Source organism: Pseudomonas germanica (assembly GCF_019614655.1).
GTDB lineage: Bacteria > Pseudomonadota > Gammaproteobacteria > Pseudomonadales > Pseudomonadaceae > Aquipseudomonas > Aquipseudomonas neuropathica.
On record NZ_CP071586.1, the window covers coordinates 6,171,205 to 6,191,329 of the forward strand.

The window sequence follows — 20,125 nt, forward strand, 5'->3', positions numbered from 1 at the left end:
ACTTGAAACACCAGTGGACTGTCCATGAACCTCTCGCGCCTCGCCCTGCCCTTCCTCCTGCTGCCAGCCGCCAACGCCCTCGCCGACACCTTCGAGCGTGATCAGGCACTGAAACTGCCGGACATGCTTATCTCAGCCAACCGCCAGGTCGAAGCCCGCAACGACAGCAGCGCCGCCAACACGGTGTTCACCCGCGAAGACATCGACCGCCTGCAGCCGAGTGACGTGCCGGACCTGCTAAGGCGCGTCCCTGGTGTGCAAGTGGCGCAGGCCGGCGGGCGCGGCAGCCTGCCGGGGATCTACATTCGCGGCACGCAGTCGGCGCAGAGTCTGGTGTTGGTCGACGGCCAGCGTATCGGCAGCTCCACTTCCGGCGACAGCAACCTGCAGCATCTGAACATCGAGCAAATCGAACGGGTGGAAGTGCTGCGCGGTTCGCGTTCGGTGATTTACGGCAGCGATGCGATTGGCGGGGTGATTCAGATCTTCACCCGGCGCGGCACTGAGCAAGGTTTGCAGCCACGGATGCACGTCGGTTTCGGCAGCAACCAAACGTGGGAACGCAGCCTCGGCTTGTCCGGTGGCGACGCGAAAACCCGCTTCAATCTCGGCGCCAGTCTCGATGAGACTGCCGGGATTGATCGTACCCATGAGTCGTATCCAAGCGATGGCGATCACGACGCCTACCGCAATAAATCCGTCAGCCTGAGCCTGAGTCATGCGCTGACCGATGACATCGAAGTCGGCGCCAATCTGCTGGATAACCGGGGCAAGAGCGAGTTTGACAACCCGTTCGGCCGCTTCGACATGAACACCTTCGAATCGGTCCAACAGCAGCCGTACAGCGATTTCAACGTCAGTAGCGTCAGCAGTTACGTCGATGCCCAGGTCAACGAGATCTGGAAAACCCGCGTCGAGGTCGGCCATACCGAGAATCGCGAGAAGACCCTCGACAAGCTCAGCGACGAACGCACCGTGTTCAACACCTACCGCGACTCGGTGAACTGGCAGAACGACCTGACACTGGACGCACGCAACAGCCTGATCCTCGGCGGCGACTGGTACGAAGACCGGGTCAACAGCAGCACCGCATTCGACGAAGACAGCCGCTGGAACCGCGCCGCATTCATCCAGCATCGCTATCAGGCCGACAGCTTCTCCACGGAACTGGGTCTGCGTCACGACGACAACCAGCAATTCGGCAGCCAGAACACCTGGAGTGGCACGTTCACTCTGCCGCTGAATCCGGACAATGATCTGTTGCTGAGCTACAGCGAAGGCTTTCGTGCGCCGACTTTCAACGATCTGTACTACCCCGACTTCAGCAACCCGGATTTGAAACCGGAAACCTCGAAAAGCTATGAGTTGCAGTGGCGCAGTCAGTTGACTGACAGCAGCCGTCTGGAGGCGTCGATCTATCGTACGGATCTGGAAGACGCGATCATTTTCGGCAGTAACTCACGCCCGGAAAACGTCGCTTCGGCGCGGATCAACGGTTTTGAAGCAGCGCTGAAGCAGGAACTGTTCGACTGGCAGAGCAATCTTGGCCTTTCGATCATCGATCCGCGTGATCGCAATACTGGGCACACCCTGGCCCGGCGCGCGCGACGCACGTTGAGTTGGGATCTGGATCGGCAATTTGATCAAGTCAGCTTCGGCGCCAGTTGGCAGGCGGTCAGCAGCAGTTATGACGACCTGACAAATGAAAACCCACTGGGTGGTTATGCGTTGTTCGGCTTGCGCAGCAGTTGGGCGTTGAACCGCGAGATCAAGCTGGATCTGAAGGTCGATAATGTTTTCGACAAAGGTTACAGCCGGGCGAACTACAGCTATGACGGCAGCCAGTATGGTTATCGCGAGGAAGGTCGGATGTGGATGTTTGGGGTGACTTGGACTCCCCAGCTTTGATTTGAATCTTCGGTGATTTGACTGACCCCTTCGCGAGCAGGCTCGCTCCCACATTTGGAATGCAATCCTCCTGTGGGAGCGAGCCTGCTCGCGAAGAGGTCACCGCGATTTCAGCGGTCAGGCGCGATCAATTGGCAGAGTTTGGCGGTGGCGCTGATCATTTGGCCGCTTGGGCGTTCGAGGCCTTTGTCGGTGACCAACAGTAATTTTCCCTGCTTCACCGCCGCCACCTGCGACCAGGTTCTCCACGCATTCAACTGCGCCTGATCACTCGCCAGAATCACCTCAGGATCACGCTGCAACACTGCCTCAATACTCACCTGCGGCGCCGGCAAACTCAGATCGCTGAACACATTCCGCGCCCCGCACACCTCCAGCGCATCACTGATGATTTGCCCGCCACCGACGGTGTACAGCGGCTTGTCCCAGACCTGATAAAACACCCGCAACGGCACTTCCCGGCGATAGCGCTGGCGCAGCTCCGCGAGTTGTTGGCGCAGCGCCGCCGCCCGTTTGACCCCATGCTCCGGTCGCCCCAATTGCGCGGCAATGGCTTCAATCTGGGTGGTGAGTTGTTCTAAAGAATGCGGTTCGGCGACGAAGGTCGGGATGCCCAGGCGCTTCAGTTGATCACGCTGCGCCGGGCCGACACTGCCGGGCCACAGCAACAACAAATCAGGTTTGAGGCTCAGTAGCTGTTCCATGTCGAGTTGGCCATAGCGGCCGACAGAGGGGACGCTGGCAATTTCAGCCGGCCGCTCACCGGCATCCAGCACACCGACCAACAGATCTGCCGAACCCAGCTCAACGACAATTTCAGAAAGGGACGGCGCGAGGCTGACCACACGCAGTTGCGCCAGCGCAGAACCACTGACGGCCAGTAGCAGAACCGCCAGCCAGAGGCGGTGCATCAACCGAGTTGACGCGGGATACGGTAGAGATAAAACAGCACTGCCGTGGACAACGCCAGCAGCATCAACGGTACGGCTTCAAGACCGACAAACACCGCCAGTGCGCCAATCCACGCCGGCAAGGCTGCCACAAGAAAAGCCGCACGACGACGGGCTGCGAGAGCAATCCACGCGGCCGGTTCATCGGGGGTATCGAGAGCTTTTTGCGTGGCGATCAGCGCATGTTTATAACGGCCAAAAAACTTCAGGCTGACAAACATCGATGCCACGCCGGCAATAAAGAACGGCATCGCCAGCACCGGCAGAATGCCTTTGCCCTGACCGAACAACGCGTTGAGTACGAACAGCGGCACCAGCGCCAGCGCGAGGTATTTCCACCAATCGACCGATAACCGGCGCCGCACCTGACCCCGCGTCACGCGCGATCGACCTCGCCCTGATGCTCGTTGCCCATCATGTGGTCGAGCTTGCTGGCCTTGGTCGCCAGATAGAGTTTGTTGTGCGGATTGTGACCGGTGTGCAGCGGCACGCGCTCGGCGACAGTAATGCCCATATCGGTCAAGGCTTTGACCTTGCGCGGGTTGTTAGTCATCAGGCGCAGGGATTTCACGCCCAGATGCTCGAGCATCGGCAGGCACATGGCGTAGTCACGCTGGTCAGCGGCAAAGCCCAGACGCTCGTTGGCTTCAACGGTGTCGGCGCCGCCATCCTGCAGTTCGTAGGCACGGATCTTGTTCAACAAACCGATGCCACGACCTTCCTGACGCAGGTACAGCAATACACCACGGCCTTCACGGGCGATGGCTTTAAGCGCGCCTTCCAGTTGCGAACCGCAGTCGCAACGCTGGCTGAACAAGGCATCGCCGGTCAGGCATTCGGAGTGCAACCGGCCGAGTACCGGGGCACCGTCGGCAATTTCACCCAGGCTCAGCACGACGTGCTCGCGGCCGGTGGCTTCATCGAGAAAACCGTGCATGGTGAATTGCGCAAAAGGCGTTGGCAGCTTGGAAGCGGCGACAAAGACGACAGGCACCGGTGTGCTCCTGATCTAAAGAGTCTGAAAATTCGCAGGCCGGCATTGTAACAGCAGGTTCCTACCGGCGCTTAGGCTGAATTATCGGGCATAACGATCAAAAAGTTTGATAACTACTGAGTTGCCTCTATCCCTGTGGGAGCGAGCCTGCTCGCGAAGGCGTCAGGTCAGTCGCCCTAATGCTGGCTGAACCACCGCTTTCGCGAGCAGGCTCGCTCCCACAGGAGTTGTATGCTCAGTTCGAGCTGAACGGATACGGCTGCTGCCACTTCTCGAAGATCGGCTTCAACTCGCCGCTCTTCACCAACTGCTCCATACGCTGGTCATACAGCGCCATCAGCGCTCGCGCCTGTGGCGTGTCGGCAAACCCGAGAAACAGCGGCAGCTCGGCCAGGTGTGAATAGCGATACTGCGCCGGATCGGCTGCGGTTTTCACCACCGCCTCAATCTCGGTCAACGCATCGATGTAGTAATCCGCCCGCCCCTGCTTGAGCATCGACAGGATCCCGGTACGCCGCTCAATCTGGTTGTAGCGCTTGATATTCGGCAAGAAGTTTTCGTAGCGATAACCGCGCACCCAGGCCAGGCGATACCTGCCCAGCGTCGCTTGGGTAGGTGCAGGATTACTCGCCAGGCCCAATGCGTAAATGTGGTCGGAATCGAAATTCCAGTGTGGGTACAACACCTGCTCGGCTTCGTCGCGGTAGGAGCCGACCAGCGCATCGACTTCCTTCAACTGCACCAGCCCGACCGAGCGGGTGTAAGGCACGCTGCGAATGTCCAGCTTGACCCCGGCCGGTTCGAACACTTTGCGCAGCACGTCCCAGCCCAGGCCATGGCCATCAGCGGCGGTGTAGTCTTCCCAGTCTTCGCTGGCCAGATGGATGACCGTCGGCGTCGGCGCTGCTTCCTGCGCACCGGCCACGGTGCTCAGCAAAGCCAAAACCACTAGCGCCAACCAACGTCGAGCCATCCCTAGTCCCCTCACTTGACCCTGATACCCCTTGGACTCAGGCGAAAATCCACACCAGTCCCTGCATGGCCAGCCAGGCGAACACGCCGGCCAACACGTCGTCGAGCATGATGCCGACGCCGCCATGCACGTGCCGGTCGATCCAGCGGATCGGCCATGGCTTGAGAATGTCGAAGAAACGGAATACGAGGAAACCCGCGAGCAACCAGTACCAGCCTTCCGGCACCAGCCACAAGGTGATCCACATCCCGACCATTTCGTCCCAGACGATGCCTTCGTGGTCGTGTACCCGCAGATCGTCAGCGACTTTGCCGCACAGCCAGAAGCCGAACAGCATGGTGATCCCGAGCATCAGCCAGTAACCCCAGTCGGGCAACATCTGCCATAACGGGATAAAGGGTAGCGCAACCAGCGAGCCCCACGTTCCCGGCGCCTTGGGCAAGGTGCCGGAACCGAAGCCGAACGCGAGGAAATGCCAGGGATTGCGCCAGACCGACGGCGGAACGAATTCGGCCGGAACCTGTTTCGGGTGATCTGTCACGGTGTCTCCTGAAAATGTTGATAACCCCGGATTTGCGGGGTGATGTCGTGACCTTCGCGATCCAGCAGGACCACGCCCTGACCTTCGGACACTCGACCGATCACATGGATCGGCCAGCCATTGGCCAGCAGCGCCGGCAACTCGACAGACGGCAAGGTGAACGCCAGCACGTAATCATCGCCACCGCTCAGCGCAGCACGCTCGGCGCCGCGCTGACCGAGAAACGCCACTAATGCATCCGACATCGGTACGCGCTCGCGTTCAATCTCAAGTCGGACCTTTGAGGCCAGCGCGATATGGCCGCAGTCGGCGAGTAATCCATCGGAGATGTCCAGCGCCGAGGTGGCTTTGCCACGCAGGGCCTGGCCGAGGGCGAGTTGCGGTTGTGGTGACCAGTAATGATCGAGCAGCGGTTGGGCGACGTTCGCTTCGGCGTCACGCTGACCGAGCACCAGCGGCAAGGCGCCGGCCGCATTGCCAAGTTCGCCACCGACACAGAGCAAGTCGCCCGGTTGCGCGCCACTGCGGGTCAACGCCTGACCGGCAGGCACGCGACCGAACACCGTCACCGTCAGGCTCAACGGCCCGCGCGTGGTATCGCCGCCCACCAGCGCGACGCCGCAACTCTGCGCCATGCGGTTCAATCCGCCGGCATAGGCTTGCAGCCAATCAGCAGTCACCGTCGGCACAGTCAGGGCAAGGGTAAAGGCAACGGGTGTGGCGCCCATGGCGGCCAGATCGCTGACCGCAACGGCCAGCGAGCGCTGACCGAGCAGAAACGGATCGCAGGGGTCGGCGAAATGCACACCGGCCACCAGCGTATCGGTAGAGATCGCCAACTGTTCCCCAAGGGGAACAGCGAGCAAGGCGCAGTCATCGCCGATCCCCAGCGCAACGCCTTCGCCGCCCTGCGCACAAGGCGCGGCGGCGAAGAAGTTACGGATCAGCTCAAACTCGCCCATTGAAGTATCAAGCGCGTTTCAGCGCTTGAACGCCTTCACTTCAGCTTCACGCAGGCGCGGAGCCAGCTTGTCGAGCACACCGTTGACGAACTTGTGACCGTCGGTCGAACCGTAGACTTTCGCCAGTTCGATCCCTTCGTTGATCACAACGCGGTACGGCACGTCGACGCGCTTGAGCAGTTCCCAGGTCGACAGGCGCAGTACGCACAGTTCAACCGGGTCGAGCTCTTCGATGGTCAGGTCCAGGCACGGCGCCAGCGCAGTGTCGATCTCGGTCAGACTGGCCGGAACACCGTGCAGGATGTCGTGAAAGTAGCTGGCATCGGCGAAGGTGAAATCGTTATCGACGCGGAACTGCGCTTCGATTTCGTTCAGCGAAGTACTGGCCATGTGGCGCTGGTACAACGCTTGAGTCGCCAACTGACGGGCAGCGCGGCGCTTTTCACTTTTCGAAGGCTTGCCGGCGTCGGTTGGACGCGGCTCGCGCGGGTTGAAACGATCGCTTTCGTCGCTAATCACTTGGCCTCCAACTGTGCCAGCAGGCTGACCATTTCCAGAGCGGACAGGGCAGCTTCGGCACCTTTGTTACCGGCCTTGGTGCCGGAACGTTCGATGGCTTGCTCGATGGAATCAACGGTCAGGACGCCGAAGGCAACCGGAACGCCGAACTCCATGGACACCTGGGCCAGACCCTTGGTGCACTCGCCTGCCACGTATTCGAAGTGCGGAGTACCGCCACGAATGACCGCGCCGAGGGCGATGATGGCTGCGAATTCACCTTTCTGGGCGACTTTCTGCGCAACCAGCGGGATTTCGAAGGCGCCAGGTGCGCGGATGATGGTGATGTCGCTTTCGCTCACGCCGTGGCGAACCAGGGCATCAACTGCACCGCTGACCAGGCTTTCAACGACGAAGCTGTTGAAGCGGCCCACTACCAAAGCGTAGCGGCCTTTAGGGGCGATGAAGGTACCTTCGATGGTCTTCAGGGTCATTCGTCAGTTCTCTTAAAGAGCCGGGACGCGTCTGCTACGCGTCCCTCAGTGATTTATTTGCCGCGAATCGGAGATCGGAAACAACCGGTCATTATTCGGAGGGCACGTATTCTACAACTTCCAGATCGAAACCGGATATCGCATTAAATTTCATTGGCGCAGACATCAAACGCATTTTGCGCACACCGAGGTCACGCAGGATCTGCGAACCGGCACCGACGATGCTGTAAGTGGTCGGTTTTTTCGGCGCTGCCTGCTCACCCGTTTCACGGATATGTGCCAGCAGCACATCGCCATCGAGCGGGTGACCAAGCAACAACACGACACCGCTGCCAGCCTCGGCGACCGCAGCCATGGCGGCGCGCAGGCTCCAGCGGCCCGGTTGTTTGACCATCAGCAGGTCGCGCAGCGGATCCATGTTGTGCACCCGAACCAGGGTCGGCTCTTCGGCGCAAACAGTGCCCAGCGTAAGGGCCATGTGCACATCGCCTTCCACCGAATCACGATAGGTCACCAGGTTGAATTGGCCCAGTTCGCTGTCCAGTGGCTGCTCGGCAATCCGCTGAACGGTACGTTCATGGATCATCCGGTAGTGAATCAGGTCGGCGATGGTGCCGATCTTGATGTTGTGCTCAGCAGCGAACGCTTCCAGTTCAGCGCGACGGGACATGGTGCCGTCGTCGTTCATCACTTCGCAGATCACGCCACTTGGCTCGAAACCGGCCATGCGCGCGAGGTCGCAAGCCGCTTCGGTGTGGCCGGCGCGAGCGAGGGTGCCGCCAGCCTGGGCCATCAGCGGGAAAATATGACCCGGGCTGACGATGTCTTCAGCCTTGGCGTCTTTGGCGGCAGCCGCTTGCACGGTGCGCGCACGGTCGGCGGCGGAAATGCCAGTGGTTACGCCTTCGGCGGCTTCGATCGACACGGTGAACTTGGTGCCGAAACCGGAACCGTTGCGCGGCGCCATCAGCGGCAGCTTCAACAGTTCGCAGCGCTCGCGGCTCATCGGCATGCAGATCAGACCACGGGCGTGCTTGGCCATGAAGTTGATGTGCTCGGCCTGGCAGCATTCGGCAGCCATGATCAGGTCGCCTTCGTTCTCGCGGTCTTCGTCATCCATGAGGATGACCATCTTGCCTTGGCGGATGTCTTCAACCAGTTCTTCGATGCTATTGAGCGCCACAAGGCACCCCCTTCAGTCAGGATTTGAGGTAGCCGTTGGCGGCCAGAAAGCTTTCGGTGATGCCACCAGCGCTCGGCTCTGCGGCCTTGTCGCCGAGGAGCAGACGCTCCAGATACCGCGCCAGCAAGTCAACTTCCAGATTCACCCGGCGACCTGGCTTGTACGACGCCATGATGGTTTCGCTCAGGGTGTGCGGAATGATCGTCAGCATAAATTCGGCGCCATCGACGGCGTTCACGGTCAGGCTGGTGCCGTCGACAGTGATCGAGCCTTTATGGGCGATGTACTTGGCCAGTTCCTTCGGCGCGCGAATGCGAAATTCCACGGCGCGGGCATTGTCGCTGCGCGAGACGATTTCGCCGACACCGTCGACGTGGCCGCTGACCAGGTGCCCGCCGAGACGGGTGGTCGGGGTCAGGGCTTTTTCCAGATTGACCGGGCTGCCGCTTTTCAGGTCGTTCATGGCGGTGCAGTCCAGCGTTTCACGGCTGACGTCGGCGGCGAAGCCGTCGCCCGGCAGCTCAACGGCGGTCAGGCAGACGCCGTTGACCGCGATGCTGTCGCCGAGTTTGACGTCGCTCAGGTCGAGCTTGCCGGTGGCGACGTGGACCCGCACATCACCGCCCTTTGGGGTCAGTGCGCGGATACTGCCGATGGATTCGATGATGCCGGTAAACATGGGGTTCTCCTTGAGAACTAAGCCAGCGTAATAACGATGGCCGGGAATTATACGCTCGCCGCAAGGACAGGGATGGCAGTGACTCGCCAGTCATCGCCCACCGCGCGAATTTCAGTGATTTTCAGCTCGGGAGCGTCCTTCATATAAGCCAACGGCCAGTCCAGTAGCGGACGCGCCGTGGAGCCGAGGAACTTGCCGGCGATGAAGATCACGAATTCGTCGACCAGACCGAGTTGAGCAAAAGCTCCTGCCAGACGCGGGCCGGCTTCGACCAGCACCTCGTTGACGTCACGCTTGGCCAGTTCAATCAGCAATTGATGCAGATCGACCTGACCGTCATCACCCGGCACGATCAGACACTCGGGGCCATGCGCGTATTGCTCTTCGATCGCGACACAGGTGGCGACCAATGCCGGGCCAGCCTTGAAGAACGGTGCATCCAGCGGCACCCGCAGGCGCCCGTCGATCAGCACGCGCAGCGGCGGTCGGCTCATGGCCAGCGCGGTTTGCTCGGCATCCAGACCCAACTCGTCTGCACGCACGGTCAAACGCGCGCCATCGGCCAGCACGGTGTCGGCGCCGGTCAGGACCACGGCGGCCTGAGCACGCAGACGCTGGACGGCTGAACGCGCGGCCGGGCCGGTGATCCATTGGCTCTCGCCGCTTTCCATGGCTGTCCGACCATCGAGACTCATGGCCAACTTGACCCGCACGAACGGCAAGCCGTGTTCCATGCGTTTCAGAAAACCTTGGTTGAGCTTGCGCGCTTCGGCTTCGAGCACACCGCTTTCAGTGGCGATGCCGGCATCGGCCAGACGCTGCAAACCACGCCCAGCCACTTGTGGATTCGGATCACGCATCGCTGCGACCACGCGGCCTACGCCAGCATTCACCAGCGCATCGGCACACGGCGGTGTGCGGCCATGGTGGCTGCACGGTTCGAGAGTTACATAAGCAGTCGCGCCCCGGGCCAGCTCACCGGCGGCGCGCAGGGCGTGGACTTCGGCGTGAGGTTCGCCGGCGCGCTCATGCCAGCCTTCGCCGACGATCTGCCCATCACGCACCACCACGCAGCCGACCCGAGGATTGGGATGGGTGGTGTAATGACCTTTGCGCGCCAGTTCCAGCGCGCGAGCCATGAAGTGAGCGTCGAGGATGGCCTGCTCGCCGGCGCTGGTCATTCTTTCACCGGTTCGCGGGCGAGGCGGTCGATTTCTTCGCGGAATTCATTGAGGTCCTGGAAGCGTTTGTACACCGACGCGAAACGGATGTAGGCGACTTCATCAAGCTTTTGCAACTCAGCCATCACCAGTTCGCCGACCACGAGGGATTTGACCTCGCGCTCGCCGGTGGCGCGCAGCTTGTGCTTGATGTGAACCAGGGAGGATTCGAGGCGCTCGACGCTCACCGGACGTTTCTCCAGGGCGCGTTGCATCCCGGCGCGGAGTTTTTCTTCGTCGAACGGTTGGCGGCTGCCGTCGGTTTTGATCAGGCGCGGCAACACCAGTTCGGCCGTCTCGAACGTCGTGAAACGCTCGCCGCAGGCCAGGCATTCACGCCGGCGGCGCACCTGTTCGCCCTCGGCGACCAGACGCGAGTCGATGACCTTGGTGTCGTTGGCACCGCAGAAGGGACAGTGCATGGTGGCTGGCAACAAAAAAAGGGAGGGCCATGGTAGCGCATCCCGGTGGCAAGACAAGCCATAGGCTTTGCGGTATACAGAACGACATGATCGTTTGATCCATGGATTTCATTTTGCTGGAGCATCCAATGCCGTTACGTCCGCTCGTTTTGCTCAGTCTTTTCAGCCTGCTGGTGGCCTGTGGCAGCGATGCACCCAAGCCCCAGCCGCCAACACCGGGACCTGCCCCGCAGCAAGCGCAGAAAAAAGCCAAAGAGGCTGCCGAACTTGGCCCGCTGCCGGCTTATCAACGGGAATTGAGCGGCACCCTGCAAGGCGTGCCGGCCGGCGCCGAAGTCGAACTGGCGCTGCTGGTGATCGACGAAAAGGATCGCCCGCAACAATTGCTCGCCAGTTCCAGCCTGATCGGCAACAACCAGATCCTGCCGTTCCGCCTGCGCTTCAACCCGGACGCGTTCCCGGCCGGTGCGCGGGTTGAGTTGCGTGGCCGCGCCAGCCAGTCCGGTCAGTTGATTCTGCATCTGCCGTCGCAAACCATCAGCCAGCCGACCTCCCAGGCGCTGGGCCAACTGCAATTTGTCAAAGCACCATGAATGCACCGCTCGACCTGCAACAGGCGTTAGGTGAATTGCTCGGCGACGCCAGACTCAAGGTCTGTGCGTTGCCGGACACTGATTTACAGCTATGGCTGATCGATGGCGACAACATGGATCGCCAATTCAGCCAGGAAGAAATTCAGCGAATTTTGCATGAGCCACCGTATTGGGGTTTCTGCTGGGCCAGCGGTCTGGCGGTGGCGCGTTATCTGGCGGAATTTCCCGAGTGGGTGCGCGGCAAGCGTGTGCTGGATTTCGGCGCAGGTTCCGGGATTGCCGGGATCGCGGCGGTGAAGGCCGGCGCGTTGGAAGTCGTGGCGTGCGATCTGGATCCGCTGGCGATTTCCGCGTGTCGGGCGAATGCCACGCTGAATGGCGTAGGGATGAATTACTCGACGGATTTCTTTGCCGAGGCGGATCGGTTTGATCTGATTCTGGTGGCGGATGTGTTGTATGACCGGGCCAATCTGCCGTTGCTCGATGCGTTTTTGAGCCGTGGCCGCGAGGCGCTGGTGGCGGATTCGCGGGTTCGGGATTTTCGCCATCCGTTGTATCAGCGGATTGAAATGCTTGAGGCGATGACGTTGCCGGATCTGGCGGAGCCTGAGGAATTTCGGCATGTCAGCCTGTACCACGCGCGGCGTGATTGGAATCGTTAAAAGATCGCAGCCTTCGGCAGCTCCTACAGTGATCGGCTTTGTCGTCTATATTGCGGGCGGACGCTGAACCTGTAGGAGCTGCCGAAGGCTGCGATCTTTTGCGCCACCGCTTATAGTGCGTTCATTAACGCTTTGACGAGATCCCCCATGAGTCAGCAAACGCCATACATCTTCGACGCCACGACGGCCGATTTCGACCAGTCGGTGATCGAGGCTTCCTTCAACAAACCGGTGCTGGTGGATTTCTGGGCCGAATGGTGTGCGCCATGCAAGGCGCTGATGCCGATGCTGCAAGGCATTGCCGAGAGCTATCAGGGCGAGTTGCTGCTGGCCAAGGTCAACTGCGACATCGAGCAGGACATCGTCGCCCGCTTCGGTATTCGCAGCCTGCCGACCGTGGTGCTGTTCAAGGACGGCCAACCGGTCGACGGTTTTGCCGGTGCACAACCGGAATCCGCCGTGCGCGCCCTGCTTGAGCCGCATGTACAGATGCCGCCACCGGCCGAAGCCGATCCGTTCGAGCAGGCTCAAGCGTTGTTCGATGACGGCCGTTACGCCGATGCCGAAGCGGCGCTGGTGGTGATGCTCACTGAGGACAACACAAACGCCAAGGCACTGATCCTCTACGCGCGTTGCCTGACTGAGCGCGGCGAACTGGATGAAGCGCAAACCGTGCTGGATGCGGTCAAGAGTGATGAGCACAAGGCTGCACTGGCCGGAGCCAAGGCGCAGATCAAATTCCTTGGCCTGGCGCGTGATCTGCCGGATGCCGCCGATCTGAAAGCGCGCCTGGCGAAAGATCCGCAGGACGATGAGGCGGCGTATCAACTGGCGATCCAGCAACTGGCGCGTCAGCAGTACGAAGCGGCGCTGGATGCTTTGCTCAAGCTGTTCGTCCGCAACCGCAACTATGGCGAAGGTCTGCCGCACAAGACCTTACTGCAAGTGTTCGATCTGCTGGGCAATGATCATCCGTTGGTGACGATGTACCGCCGCAAGATGTTTGCTGCACTTTATTAAGATCAAAAGATCGCAGCCTGCGGCAGCTCCTACATTGGGATCGTCTACACCCTTGTAGGAGATGCCGCTGGCTGCGATCTTTTGCGGTTCACTCGATCCAGCTGTAGAGCGGCGTATCCCCGCCGCTCACCACTTTCACGTCCGCACTGTGGCGCAGGCGCACCAGCAAGCGTTTGCCCAACGCCGCGCTGCCGGTCAGCCCTTCCAGTTGATCAAGCAGATCCGGCCCGCTGAGCTGCCCGGCCTTGCGCAACAGATCCTTGGCCAGTTGCCACAAGGCATCGTCCTGATTCAGCGGTTTCGCCGCCGGGGCGGACGCGACCGCCTCAGATTGAGCTACCGGCGCCTGCCCATTCAGTGCCGAACCGAGCTTCGCCCAGTCGCCGTCATCCAGTTCCACCGTCAAGTCCACCGGCACATCGCCGACGGTTCCGCGTATCCGCAACATTGAGTTCGCTCCCGCACTTTTCTGACGTGCATGCTCCCACGGGACTTGTGCAACGCCAAGCGCACGGGCAAACTCTGCGCACTTTCGTTATAAGATTACATAACAAACTCTTCACTTTACTTCCCGGAGACCGCCATGCGTCGTCTGCTGCTCGCTTTGCCGTTTGCCCTGTTGCCGCTGGCCATCGCCCATGCTGCCGATGAGCATGACCACGATCACGACCATGAACACGGCAGCCTCGGCGCGCATGAACATGGCGTTGGTCGCCTGAATGCTGCACTCGATGGCCAGACCCTGGAGCTTGAGCTGGAAAGCCCGGCGATGAACCTCGTTGGTTTCGAACACGTTGCGACCACGGACGCCGACAAGGCCAAAGTCGCTGCAGCCCGTGCGCAACTGGAAAAGCCGCTGACCCTGTTCAGCCTGCCCACTGCTGCCGGTTGCAAAGTGGTCAGTCAGGAACTGGAAAGCCCGTTGTTCGGCGACAAGCCGGATGCCGATGACCATGACGACGATGAAGCGGACAAGGATGGTCACGAGCATCACCACGACCACAGCGAAATCCACGCGCATTACCAATTCAACTGCGCCACACCGGGTGCGTTGAAGACGCTGGATCTGGCTAATGTCTTCAATACCTTCCCGGCGACGCAGAAAATTCAGGTACAACTGATCAGCGCCAGCGGCCAGCAAGGTACCGAAGTGACGGCCAAGGCTGCCTCGCTGAAATTCTGATAACACCGAAAATCCCCTGTAGGAGCTGTCGAGTGAAACGAGGCTGCGATCTTTTGATTGTAAAAAACCAAGATCAAAAGATCGCAGCCTCCGGCAGCTCCTACAGGGGTCCGTGTACAACCATGAAACTGGTGCCATGACCCAAGCACTCATCGAACTGTCCGACCTGGGCTTCAACTGGCCCGGTCATCCGCCGCTGCTGGACATTCCGGGGTTTCGTCTGGAAGCCGGCGAAACCCTGTTCCTCAAAGGCCCCAGCGGCAGCGGCAAGACCACCCTGCTCGGCCTGCTCGGTGGCGTGCAGAAGCCCGGTCGCGGCAGCATTCGCCTGCTCGGCCAGGAACTCACCGAACTCTCCGCCGGCGCTCGCGATACCTTCCGTGTCGACCACACCGGCTACATCTTCCAGCAATTCAACCTGCTGCCGTTTCTCTCGGTACGCGAAAACGTCGAGCTGCCGTGTCACTTTTCCAAGCTGCGCGCGCAACGGGCGAAACAGCGCCACGGCAGCGTCGATCAAGCCGCCGCCACCCTGCTCGCCCACCTCGGTTTAAAGGATGAAAGCATCCTCAGCCGTCGCGCCGATTCGCTGTCGATCGGCCAACAGCAGCGGGTCGCTGCCGCGCGTGCCTTGATCGGTCAGCCTGAGCTGGTGATCGCCGACGAACCGACCTCGGCGCTGGATTACGACGCCCGGGAAAACTTCATCCGCCTGCTGTTCGCCGAATGCCGCGAGGCCGGATCGAGTCTGCTGTTCGTCAGCCACGACCAGAGCCTGGCGCCGCTGTTCGACCGTCACCTGTCCCTGGCCGAACTCAATCGCGCCGCCACGTCTGCCGAGGTCTGAGATGTATCTGTTTCGTCTGGCCATGGCCAGCCTGGCCAACCGCCGCTTCACCGCTTTGCTCACGGCTTTTGCCATCGCCCTCTCGGTGTGTCTGTTGCTCGCCGTTGAGCGGGTGCGCACCGAGGCCAAAGCCAGTTTCGCCAGTACTATCAGCGGCACCGACCTCATCGTTGGCGCCCGTTCCGGCTCGGTGAACCTGTTGCTGTACTCGGTGTTCCGCATCGGCAACGCCACCAACAACATCCGCTGGGACAGCTTCGAACACTTCGCCAGCAACCCGAAAGTGAAGTGGGCGATCCCGATGTCCCTCGGCGACTCCCATCGTGGCTACCGAGTGATGGGCACTACCGAAGCCTACTTCGAGCATTACCAGTACGGTCGCCAGCAGCATCTGCAACTGGCGGACGGTCGTGCGTTTGCCAGCGATCCTTTTGAAGTGGTGCTCGGTGCGGAAGTGGCCGATGCGCTGCATTACAAGCTCGGTGACAAACTGGTGCTGGCCCACGGCGTGGCCGCGATCAGTCTGGTCAAGCACGACGACAAACCGTTCACCGTGGTCGGCATTCTCAAGCGCACCGGCACCCCGGTCGATCGCACGCTGCACATCAGCCTCGGCGGCATGGAGGCGATTCATATCGACTGGCACAACGGCGTGCCGGCGCGAGGTAATGGCCGAATAACCGCCGATCAGGCACGCAACATGGACCTGACGCCGCAAGCGATCACCGCATTCATGCTCGGCCTCAACAGCAAGATTTCCACCTTCGCCCTGCAACGCGAGATCAACGAATTCCGTGGCGAACCGATGCTGGCGATTCTGCCGGGTGTAGCCTTGCAGGAGTTGTGGAGCCTGATGAGCACCGCTGAAAAAGCGCTGTTCGTGGTCTCGTTGTTTGTGGTGTTGACCGGGTTGATCGGCATGCTCACGGCGATTCTCACCAGCCTCAACGAACGACGCCGCGAGATGGCGATCCTTCGTTCGGTCGGTGCGCGCCCTTGGCATATCGCGAGTCTGCTGGTGCTCGAGGCGTTTGCACTGGCGCTGACCGGGGTGATTGCCGGGGTGGCGTTGTTGTACATCGGCATCGCCGCCGCCCAGGGTTACGTGCAGGCCAATTACGGTCTGTACCTGCCGCTGGCGTGGCCGAGCGAGTATGAATGGACGCTGCTCGGTGGCATTCTGGCGGCCGCGCTGCTGATGGGCAGCGTGCCGGCCTGGCGCGCTTATCGCCAATCCTTGGCCGATGGCCTGTCGATCCGTTTATGAGGATGTTCACCATGCCCCGCGCTGTACTCGCGCTGCTGTTGCTGATCGCCCTGCCCGTGTGGGCAGCGGCGCCGAAAGACCTGACGTGGTCGGAAATGATTCCGCCGGACGCCGCGCCGGAAGTGCCGAACATGACCCCGCTGCACGACATGTCGAAGATGAGTGAGGCGCTGTCCGCCGAGTCCGCGCCAGCGGCCAAGCAGGACCTGCCGAACGCGCCGGTGGTGAAGTCCCTCGACGGTCAGAACATTCGTTTGCCGGGTTATATCGTGCCGCTGGAAGTCAATGAAGAAGGACGCACCACGGACTTTTTGCTGGTGCCGTATTTCGGCGCCTGCATCCACGTGCCGCCCCCGCCGTCGAACCAGATTGTGCATGTGAAAAGCGAGTTGGGCGTGAAGCTTGATGAGCTGTATCAGCCGTATTGGGTGGAGGGACCGTTGCAGGTCAAGGCGTCGAGCAGCGAACTGGCGGATGCCGGGTATCAGATGGATGCCGACAAGATTTATGTGTATGAACTGCCGGAGTGAATCCCGGTAGTTTTGTGCTGTTTGCAAGGGCCCCATCGCTGGCAAGCCAGCTCCCACAGTGATTGAGTCGCTCACAAATTTTGTGATCAACAACAAAACCTGTGGGAGCTGGCTTGCCAGCGATGGGGCCCTCAAAGGTTCCACAGAAACCCGCCCCTTCACTGTTTCATTGAGCTGAGTCAAAAGACCGTATCAGTTGGCTTCGTACCATAGGACATCGAACATTTTTAACGTCCTTTCGGAGCCCCCATGAACAAGTCCTTGCTCAGCGCTTCGCTGTTTGCCCTCGCGCTCGCAGCCCCGCTCGCCCACGCCCACGAAGCCGGTGACATCCTCATCCGCGCCGGTGCGATCACCGTCAACCCGAAAGCCGACAGCTCCAGCGTCAAGGTCGATCAGGGTCCGTTGAGCGGCACCAATCTGGGCGGCAAAGCGACCATGAGCAGCGACACTCAATTGGGTCTGAACTTCGCTTACATGCTTACCGATCACGTCGGCCTCGAGTTGCTCGCGGCCACGCCGTTCGAGCATGACGTCAAACTCAAGGGTACTGCCCTGCCAGCGGCCAACGGCAAGCTCGGCACCCTGAAACACCTGCCGCCGACCCTCAGCGTCGTCTACTACCCGCTGGATTCGAAGTCGCCGTTCCAGCCGTATGTCGGTGGCGGTATCAACTACACCTGGATCTATGACGAACACGTCGGCAGCGAAGCCAGTGCTAACGGTTTCAGCAACTTCAAGGCGAAAAACTCCTGGGGTCTGGCCTGGCAGGTCGGTGCCGACTACATGCTGACCGACAACATCATGCTCAACGCCCAAGTGCGTTACATCGACATCGACACCCGCGCCACCGTCGAAAACAACGCCGTTGCGCCGGGCACTCGCGCACGGGTGAATGTGGATGTGGATCCGTTCATCTACATGGTCGGTTTGGGCTATAAGTTCTAAGTCGATTGACCGAACGTTCACGTGGTGGTGAATGAGGCTTGGTGGTGAGCAGGCATAGAACTGACGGCGACCGTACGCAGTTGATCGGGGGATAACATCCCCTTGCCACAGGAGTAGCGACATATTCCGGCCGTGAAAAAGGCGCCTGTCAAAGGGCGCCTTTTTCATGTCTGCCTGGCATGCGTGGTGAGTTTGAGTCTCCCACCTCACCCCAGCCCTCTCCCTCAGGGAGAGGGGGAAAGGGAGCCGATTTGGGTGCTTTTCAAATCCAAGTTCGACTCGGTATTTCACGTCGGCGCATTTCTCACAAACGCTACGGTCAGTCCCCTCTCCCTCTGGGAGAGGGTTAGGCGGGCGGCGTTCCGATGAGGGGCTCTTTTCAGGCTCGCCCCAACAACCGCGCCAACCCCACGCTCATCGGCGTCTGCTGCGGCAGCTTGAAGCGTTCCAGCAGACGAGCGTTATTCGCCCGGGAATGACGGATATCACCGGAACGCGCCGGGCCATAGCTGATCGGCGGCAGCTCACCGACCACCGCTTGCAGGGCTTCAAGCATTTGCTTGAGGCTCATCGCCTGATTCCATCCAACATTCACCGCACCGACTTCCACCTCAGGTTTTTCGATGCCCTGTACCAGCAAATCAACCAGATCTTCGACATAGAGGAAATCACGCGTCTGCTCACCATCGCCGAACACGGTAATCGGCAAGCCTTTCTGTGCGCGCTCACTGAAGATGCTGATCACCCCGGAGTACGGCGAGGACGGATCCTGACGTGGGCCGAAGATATTGAAGAAGCGGAAAATCACCGGCTCCAGGCCATGCTGGCGGCGATAGAAATCGAAATAATGTTCGCCCGCCAGCTTGTCCGAAGCGTAAGGCGTCAATGGGGCTTTGGGCGTCTCTTCATCAATCGACTCGCCCTCGCCATTGTTGCCGTACACCGCCGCGCTGGAGGCGTACAACACGCGCTTGACCCCGGCCAGACGCATGGCTTCGCAGACATTCAGCGTGCCGATGAAGTTGCTCTGGTGAGTTTTCACCGGATCGTCCACCGAGGCCTGCACCGACGCCACGGCCGCCAGGTGAGCGACTGCGCTGCAGCCTTGCATGGCTCTGGCCACCAGCGTCGCATCGGCGACATCGCCGACAATCAGCTCAACCTGCGGATTATCCAGCGGCAGGTTGCTGCGCTTGCCGGTCGACAGATCGTCGAGAATGCGCACCGAATGCCCCTTGGCAAGCAAGGCGTCGGTCAGGTGCGAGCCAATGAAGCCGGCTCCGCCGGTGATTAAAACAGTCCCTTCAGCCATGACGGTAGAACCTATCCAGTAAGCCCGGGAGTGCGGCGCGCCAGGCGCGCGGTTTAATCCCGAAAGTGTGCAGAATTTTCTTGCAGGCCAGCACCGCGTGTTGCGGCTCTTCGGCAGCGTCCGGTCGCGCGGCGTGAGCCTGGGCGGTTGGTGCTTCGATCGCTAGGGCGTGCAGGCTGCGCGCTTCGGTCAGAATCGCCTGACCCAGCGCCAGCGGTGTGGTCGCTTCGTGGCCGGCGTAGTGGTAAGTGCCCCACAGTGGCGCGGCGCAATCGAGTTGCTTGAGCACGGAAATAATCACCCGTGCGGCGTCATCGACCGGCGTCGGGTTACCCCGGCGATCATCGGCCAGGAGCAATTCTTCTGGCTGCTCGGCACGAGCGAGGAAGCGCCCGAGGGTGCCCTCCGGGCTGTCGTCGAGCAACCAGCCAAATCGTAGCAAAACGTGTTGCGGGCAAGTAGCGCGCACACTTTGTTCAATTCGCCACAACGCCTGACCGCGCAGGCCCAATGGTACCGGTTCGTCTTTTTCGCTGTACGCCGTGGCCCGCGAACCATCGAACACCCGATAACTGGAGGGCTGCACGAGGACGATGTTGTGGTGCTGGCACAGTTCGGCCAGACGCTCGATCGCACGTTCCTGCCCGGCCATGCGGCTTTCGCTGACGGTTTCGGCCTGGAACCAGTCGAAATAGTAGGCGAGGTTGATCAATGCATCGGGACGGGTGTCGTCGAGCAATTGGGTCAGGCTCGCGGCATCCCAGCCGTTTTCGGGCGGGCGGGGGGCGAGGAAACCGATGTCTTCCTCTGCACCGAGGCGAATCAGCGCCTGCCCAAGGGCATTTCCGCCGCCCAGTAACATAAGGCGCATTCGCATAGAGTCAGCAGGCCCAGTCTGATTGGAACGATGGCTTTAGCGACGGTTCTTGTGAAACCGTC

General features: G+C 60.7%; 24 protein-coding genes. 9 read left to right on the plus strand and 15 right to left on the minus strand.

Annotated features, from left to right (window positions below; translation table 11 throughout):
* Positions 1-24 precede the first annotated feature (24 nt).
* Positions 25-1,908: a TonB-dependent receptor domain-containing protein gene (locus tag J0G10_RS27355; protein ID WP_220557057.1), complete on the plus strand. Its 1,884-nt coding sequence runs from the start codon at positions 25-27 to the stop codon at positions 1,906-1,908.
* A gap of 110 nt (positions 1,909-2,018) precedes the next feature.
* On the opposite strand, the gene J0G10_RS27360 is transcribed toward J0G10_RS27355, so the two are convergent.
* The 12 genes from J0G10_RS27360 to nrdR all read right to left on the minus strand — a co-directional run bounded on the left by J0G10_RS27360 (position 2,019) and on the right by nrdR (position 10,824).
* Positions 2,019-2,819, minus strand: a complete 801-nt coding sequence (locus J0G10_RS27360; RefSeq protein WP_220557058.1) for a cobalamin-binding protein — start codon at positions 2,817-2,819, stop codon at positions 2,019-2,021.
* Positions 2,819-3,238, minus strand: a complete 420-nt coding sequence (locus J0G10_RS27365) for an MFS transporter (protein ID WP_095048811.1) — start codon at positions 3,236-3,238, stop codon at positions 2,819-2,821. Before J0G10_RS27365 ends, J0G10_RS27360 begins: the two co-directional genes overlap by 1 nt.
* The gene (gene ribA, locus J0G10_RS27370) at positions 3,235-3,852 is read right to left on the minus strand and encodes a GTP cyclohydrolase II (RefSeq protein WP_016984117.1); all 618 of its coding nucleotides are present in this window, start codon (positions 3,850-3,852) and stop codon (positions 3,235-3,237) included. Before ribA ends, J0G10_RS27365 begins: the two co-directional genes overlap by 4 nt.
* Positions 3,853-4,087: 235 nt before the next feature.
* Complete coding sequence (locus J0G10_RS27375; protein ID WP_220557059.1) at positions 4,088-4,825, minus strand: substrate-binding periplasmic protein; 738 nt, start codon at positions 4,823-4,825, stop codon at positions 4,088-4,090.
* A gap of 37 nt (positions 4,826-4,862) precedes the next feature.
* Positions 4,863-5,366 (minus strand): phosphatidylglycerophosphatase A family protein, encoded by a 504-nt coding sequence (locus J0G10_RS27380; RefSeq protein ID WP_007910933.1) that lies wholly within the window; start codon positions 5,364-5,366, stop codon positions 4,863-4,865.
* Positions 5,363-6,328, minus strand: coding sequence for a thiamine-phosphate kinase (thiL, locus tag J0G10_RS27385; protein WP_095048813.1), 966 nt, complete (start codon positions 6,326-6,328; stop codon positions 5,363-5,365). Before thiL ends, J0G10_RS27380 begins: the two co-directional genes overlap by 4 nt.
* 18 nt (positions 6,329-6,346) lie before the next feature.
* Positions 6,347-6,847 (minus strand): transcription antitermination factor NusB, encoded by a 501-nt coding sequence (gene nusB, locus J0G10_RS27390; RefSeq protein ID WP_034153728.1) that lies wholly within the window; start codon positions 6,845-6,847, stop codon positions 6,347-6,349.
* Positions 6,844-7,320, minus strand: coding sequence for a 6,7-dimethyl-8-ribityllumazine synthase (ribH, locus tag J0G10_RS27395; protein WP_003228649.1), 477 nt, complete (start codon positions 7,318-7,320; stop codon positions 6,844-6,846). The genes nusB and ribH overlap by 4 nt, the downstream gene beginning before the upstream one ends.
* A gap of 91 nt (positions 7,321-7,411) precedes the next feature.
* Positions 7,412-8,503, minus strand: a complete 1,092-nt coding sequence (ribBA, locus tag J0G10_RS27400; protein WP_039761895.1) for a bifunctional 3,4-dihydroxy-2-butanone-4-phosphate synthase/GTP cyclohydrolase II — start codon at positions 8,501-8,503, stop codon at positions 7,412-7,414.
* Between the two features lie 16 nt (positions 8,504-8,519).
* Positions 8,520-9,182 (minus strand): riboflavin synthase, encoded by a 663-nt coding sequence (locus J0G10_RS27405; RefSeq protein ID WP_093434480.1) that lies wholly within the window; start codon positions 9,180-9,182, stop codon positions 8,520-8,522.
* A gap of 47 nt (positions 9,183-9,229) precedes the next feature.
* On the minus strand, positions 9,230-10,363 hold the full coding sequence (gene ribD / locus J0G10_RS27410) for a bifunctional diaminohydroxyphosphoribosylaminopyrimidine deaminase/5-amino-6-(5-phosphoribosylamino)uracil reductase RibD (protein WP_220557060.1): 1,134 nt from the start codon (positions 10,361-10,363) through the stop codon (positions 9,230-9,232).
* Positions 10,360-10,824 carry a transcriptional regulator NrdR gene (gene nrdR / locus J0G10_RS27415; RefSeq protein ID WP_007910946.1) on the minus strand — a complete coding sequence of 155 codons (465 nt, stop codon included), beginning with the start codon at positions 10,822-10,824 and terminating at the stop codon, positions 10,360-10,362. Before nrdR ends, ribD begins: the two co-directional genes overlap by 4 nt.
* Positions 10,825-10,952: 128 nt before the next feature.
* On the opposite strand from nrdR, the gene J0G10_RS27420 reads away from it, so the two are divergent.
* From J0G10_RS27420 to trxA, 3 genes are all read left to right on the plus strand, one after another.
* Entirely contained in the window at positions 10,953-11,417 is a 465-nt protein-coding gene (locus tag J0G10_RS27420) for a YbaY family lipoprotein (RefSeq protein ID WP_095048847.1), read from the plus strand.
* Positions 11,414-12,079, plus strand: a complete 666-nt coding sequence (locus J0G10_RS27425; RefSeq protein WP_220557061.1) for a class I SAM-dependent methyltransferase — start codon at positions 11,414-11,416, stop codon at positions 12,077-12,079. Before J0G10_RS27420 ends, J0G10_RS27425 begins: the two co-directional genes overlap by 4 nt.
* Positions 12,080-12,226: 147 nt before the next feature.
* Positions 12,227-13,099 (plus strand): thioredoxin, encoded by an 873-nt coding sequence (trxA, locus tag J0G10_RS27430; protein WP_220557062.1) that lies wholly within the window; start codon positions 12,227-12,229, stop codon positions 13,097-13,099.
* 88 nt (positions 13,100-13,187) lie between these two features.
* Here trxA and J0G10_RS27435 read toward each other — a convergent pair whose 3' ends face one another.
* Positions 13,188-13,547: a hypothetical protein gene (locus J0G10_RS27435; protein WP_095048817.1), complete on the minus strand. Its 360-nt coding sequence runs from the start codon at positions 13,545-13,547 to the stop codon at positions 13,188-13,190.
* 135 nt (positions 13,548-13,682) lie between these two features.
* Between J0G10_RS27435 and J0G10_RS27440 the strand changes: the two genes are divergently transcribed.
* The 5 genes from J0G10_RS27440 (at position 13,683) to J0G10_RS27460 (ending at position 17,874) form a co-directional block, all read left to right on the plus strand.
* Complete coding sequence (locus tag J0G10_RS27440) at positions 13,683-14,282, plus strand: DUF2796 domain-containing protein (RefSeq protein WP_095125517.1); 600 nt, start codon at positions 13,683-13,685, stop codon at positions 14,280-14,282.
* A 136-nt stretch (positions 14,283-14,418) separates the two neighbouring features.
* A complete protein-coding gene (locus J0G10_RS27445) occupies positions 14,419-15,129 on the plus strand; it encodes an ABC transporter ATP-binding protein (RefSeq protein ID WP_095125518.1) in 711 nt (236 codons plus the stop codon).
* A 1-nt stretch (position 15,130) separates the two neighbouring features.
* On the plus strand, positions 15,131-16,396 hold the full coding sequence (locus tag J0G10_RS27450; RefSeq protein ID WP_095125519.1) for an ABC transporter permease: 1,266 nt from the start codon (positions 15,131-15,133) through the stop codon (positions 16,394-16,396).
* Between the two features lie 11 nt (positions 16,397-16,407).
* Positions 16,408-16,926 (plus strand): DUF3299 domain-containing protein, encoded by a 519-nt coding sequence (locus J0G10_RS27455; protein WP_220557063.1) that lies wholly within the window; start codon positions 16,408-16,410, stop codon positions 16,924-16,926.
* 249 nt (positions 16,927-17,175) lie between these two features.
* Complete coding sequence (locus tag J0G10_RS27460; protein ID WP_007910962.1) at positions 17,176-17,874, plus strand: OmpW/AlkL family protein; 699 nt, start codon at positions 17,176-17,178, stop codon at positions 17,872-17,874.
* 379 nt (positions 17,875-18,253) lie between these two features.
* On the opposite strand, the gene J0G10_RS27465 is transcribed toward J0G10_RS27460, so the two are convergent.
* Together J0G10_RS27465 and J0G10_RS27470 are read right to left on the minus strand one after the other, a co-directional pair.
* On the minus strand, positions 18,254-19,186 hold the full coding sequence (locus J0G10_RS27465; RefSeq protein WP_095048821.1) for an NAD-dependent epimerase/dehydratase family protein: 933 nt from the start codon (positions 19,184-19,186) through the stop codon (positions 18,254-18,256).
* The gene (locus tag J0G10_RS27470) at positions 19,179-20,063 is read right to left on the minus strand and encodes a sugar nucleotide-binding protein (protein WP_095048822.1); all 885 of its coding nucleotides are present in this window, start codon (positions 20,061-20,063) and stop codon (positions 19,179-19,181) included. The genes J0G10_RS27465 and J0G10_RS27470 overlap by 8 nt, the downstream gene beginning before the upstream one ends.
* Positions 20,064-20,125: the final 62 nt, after the last annotated feature.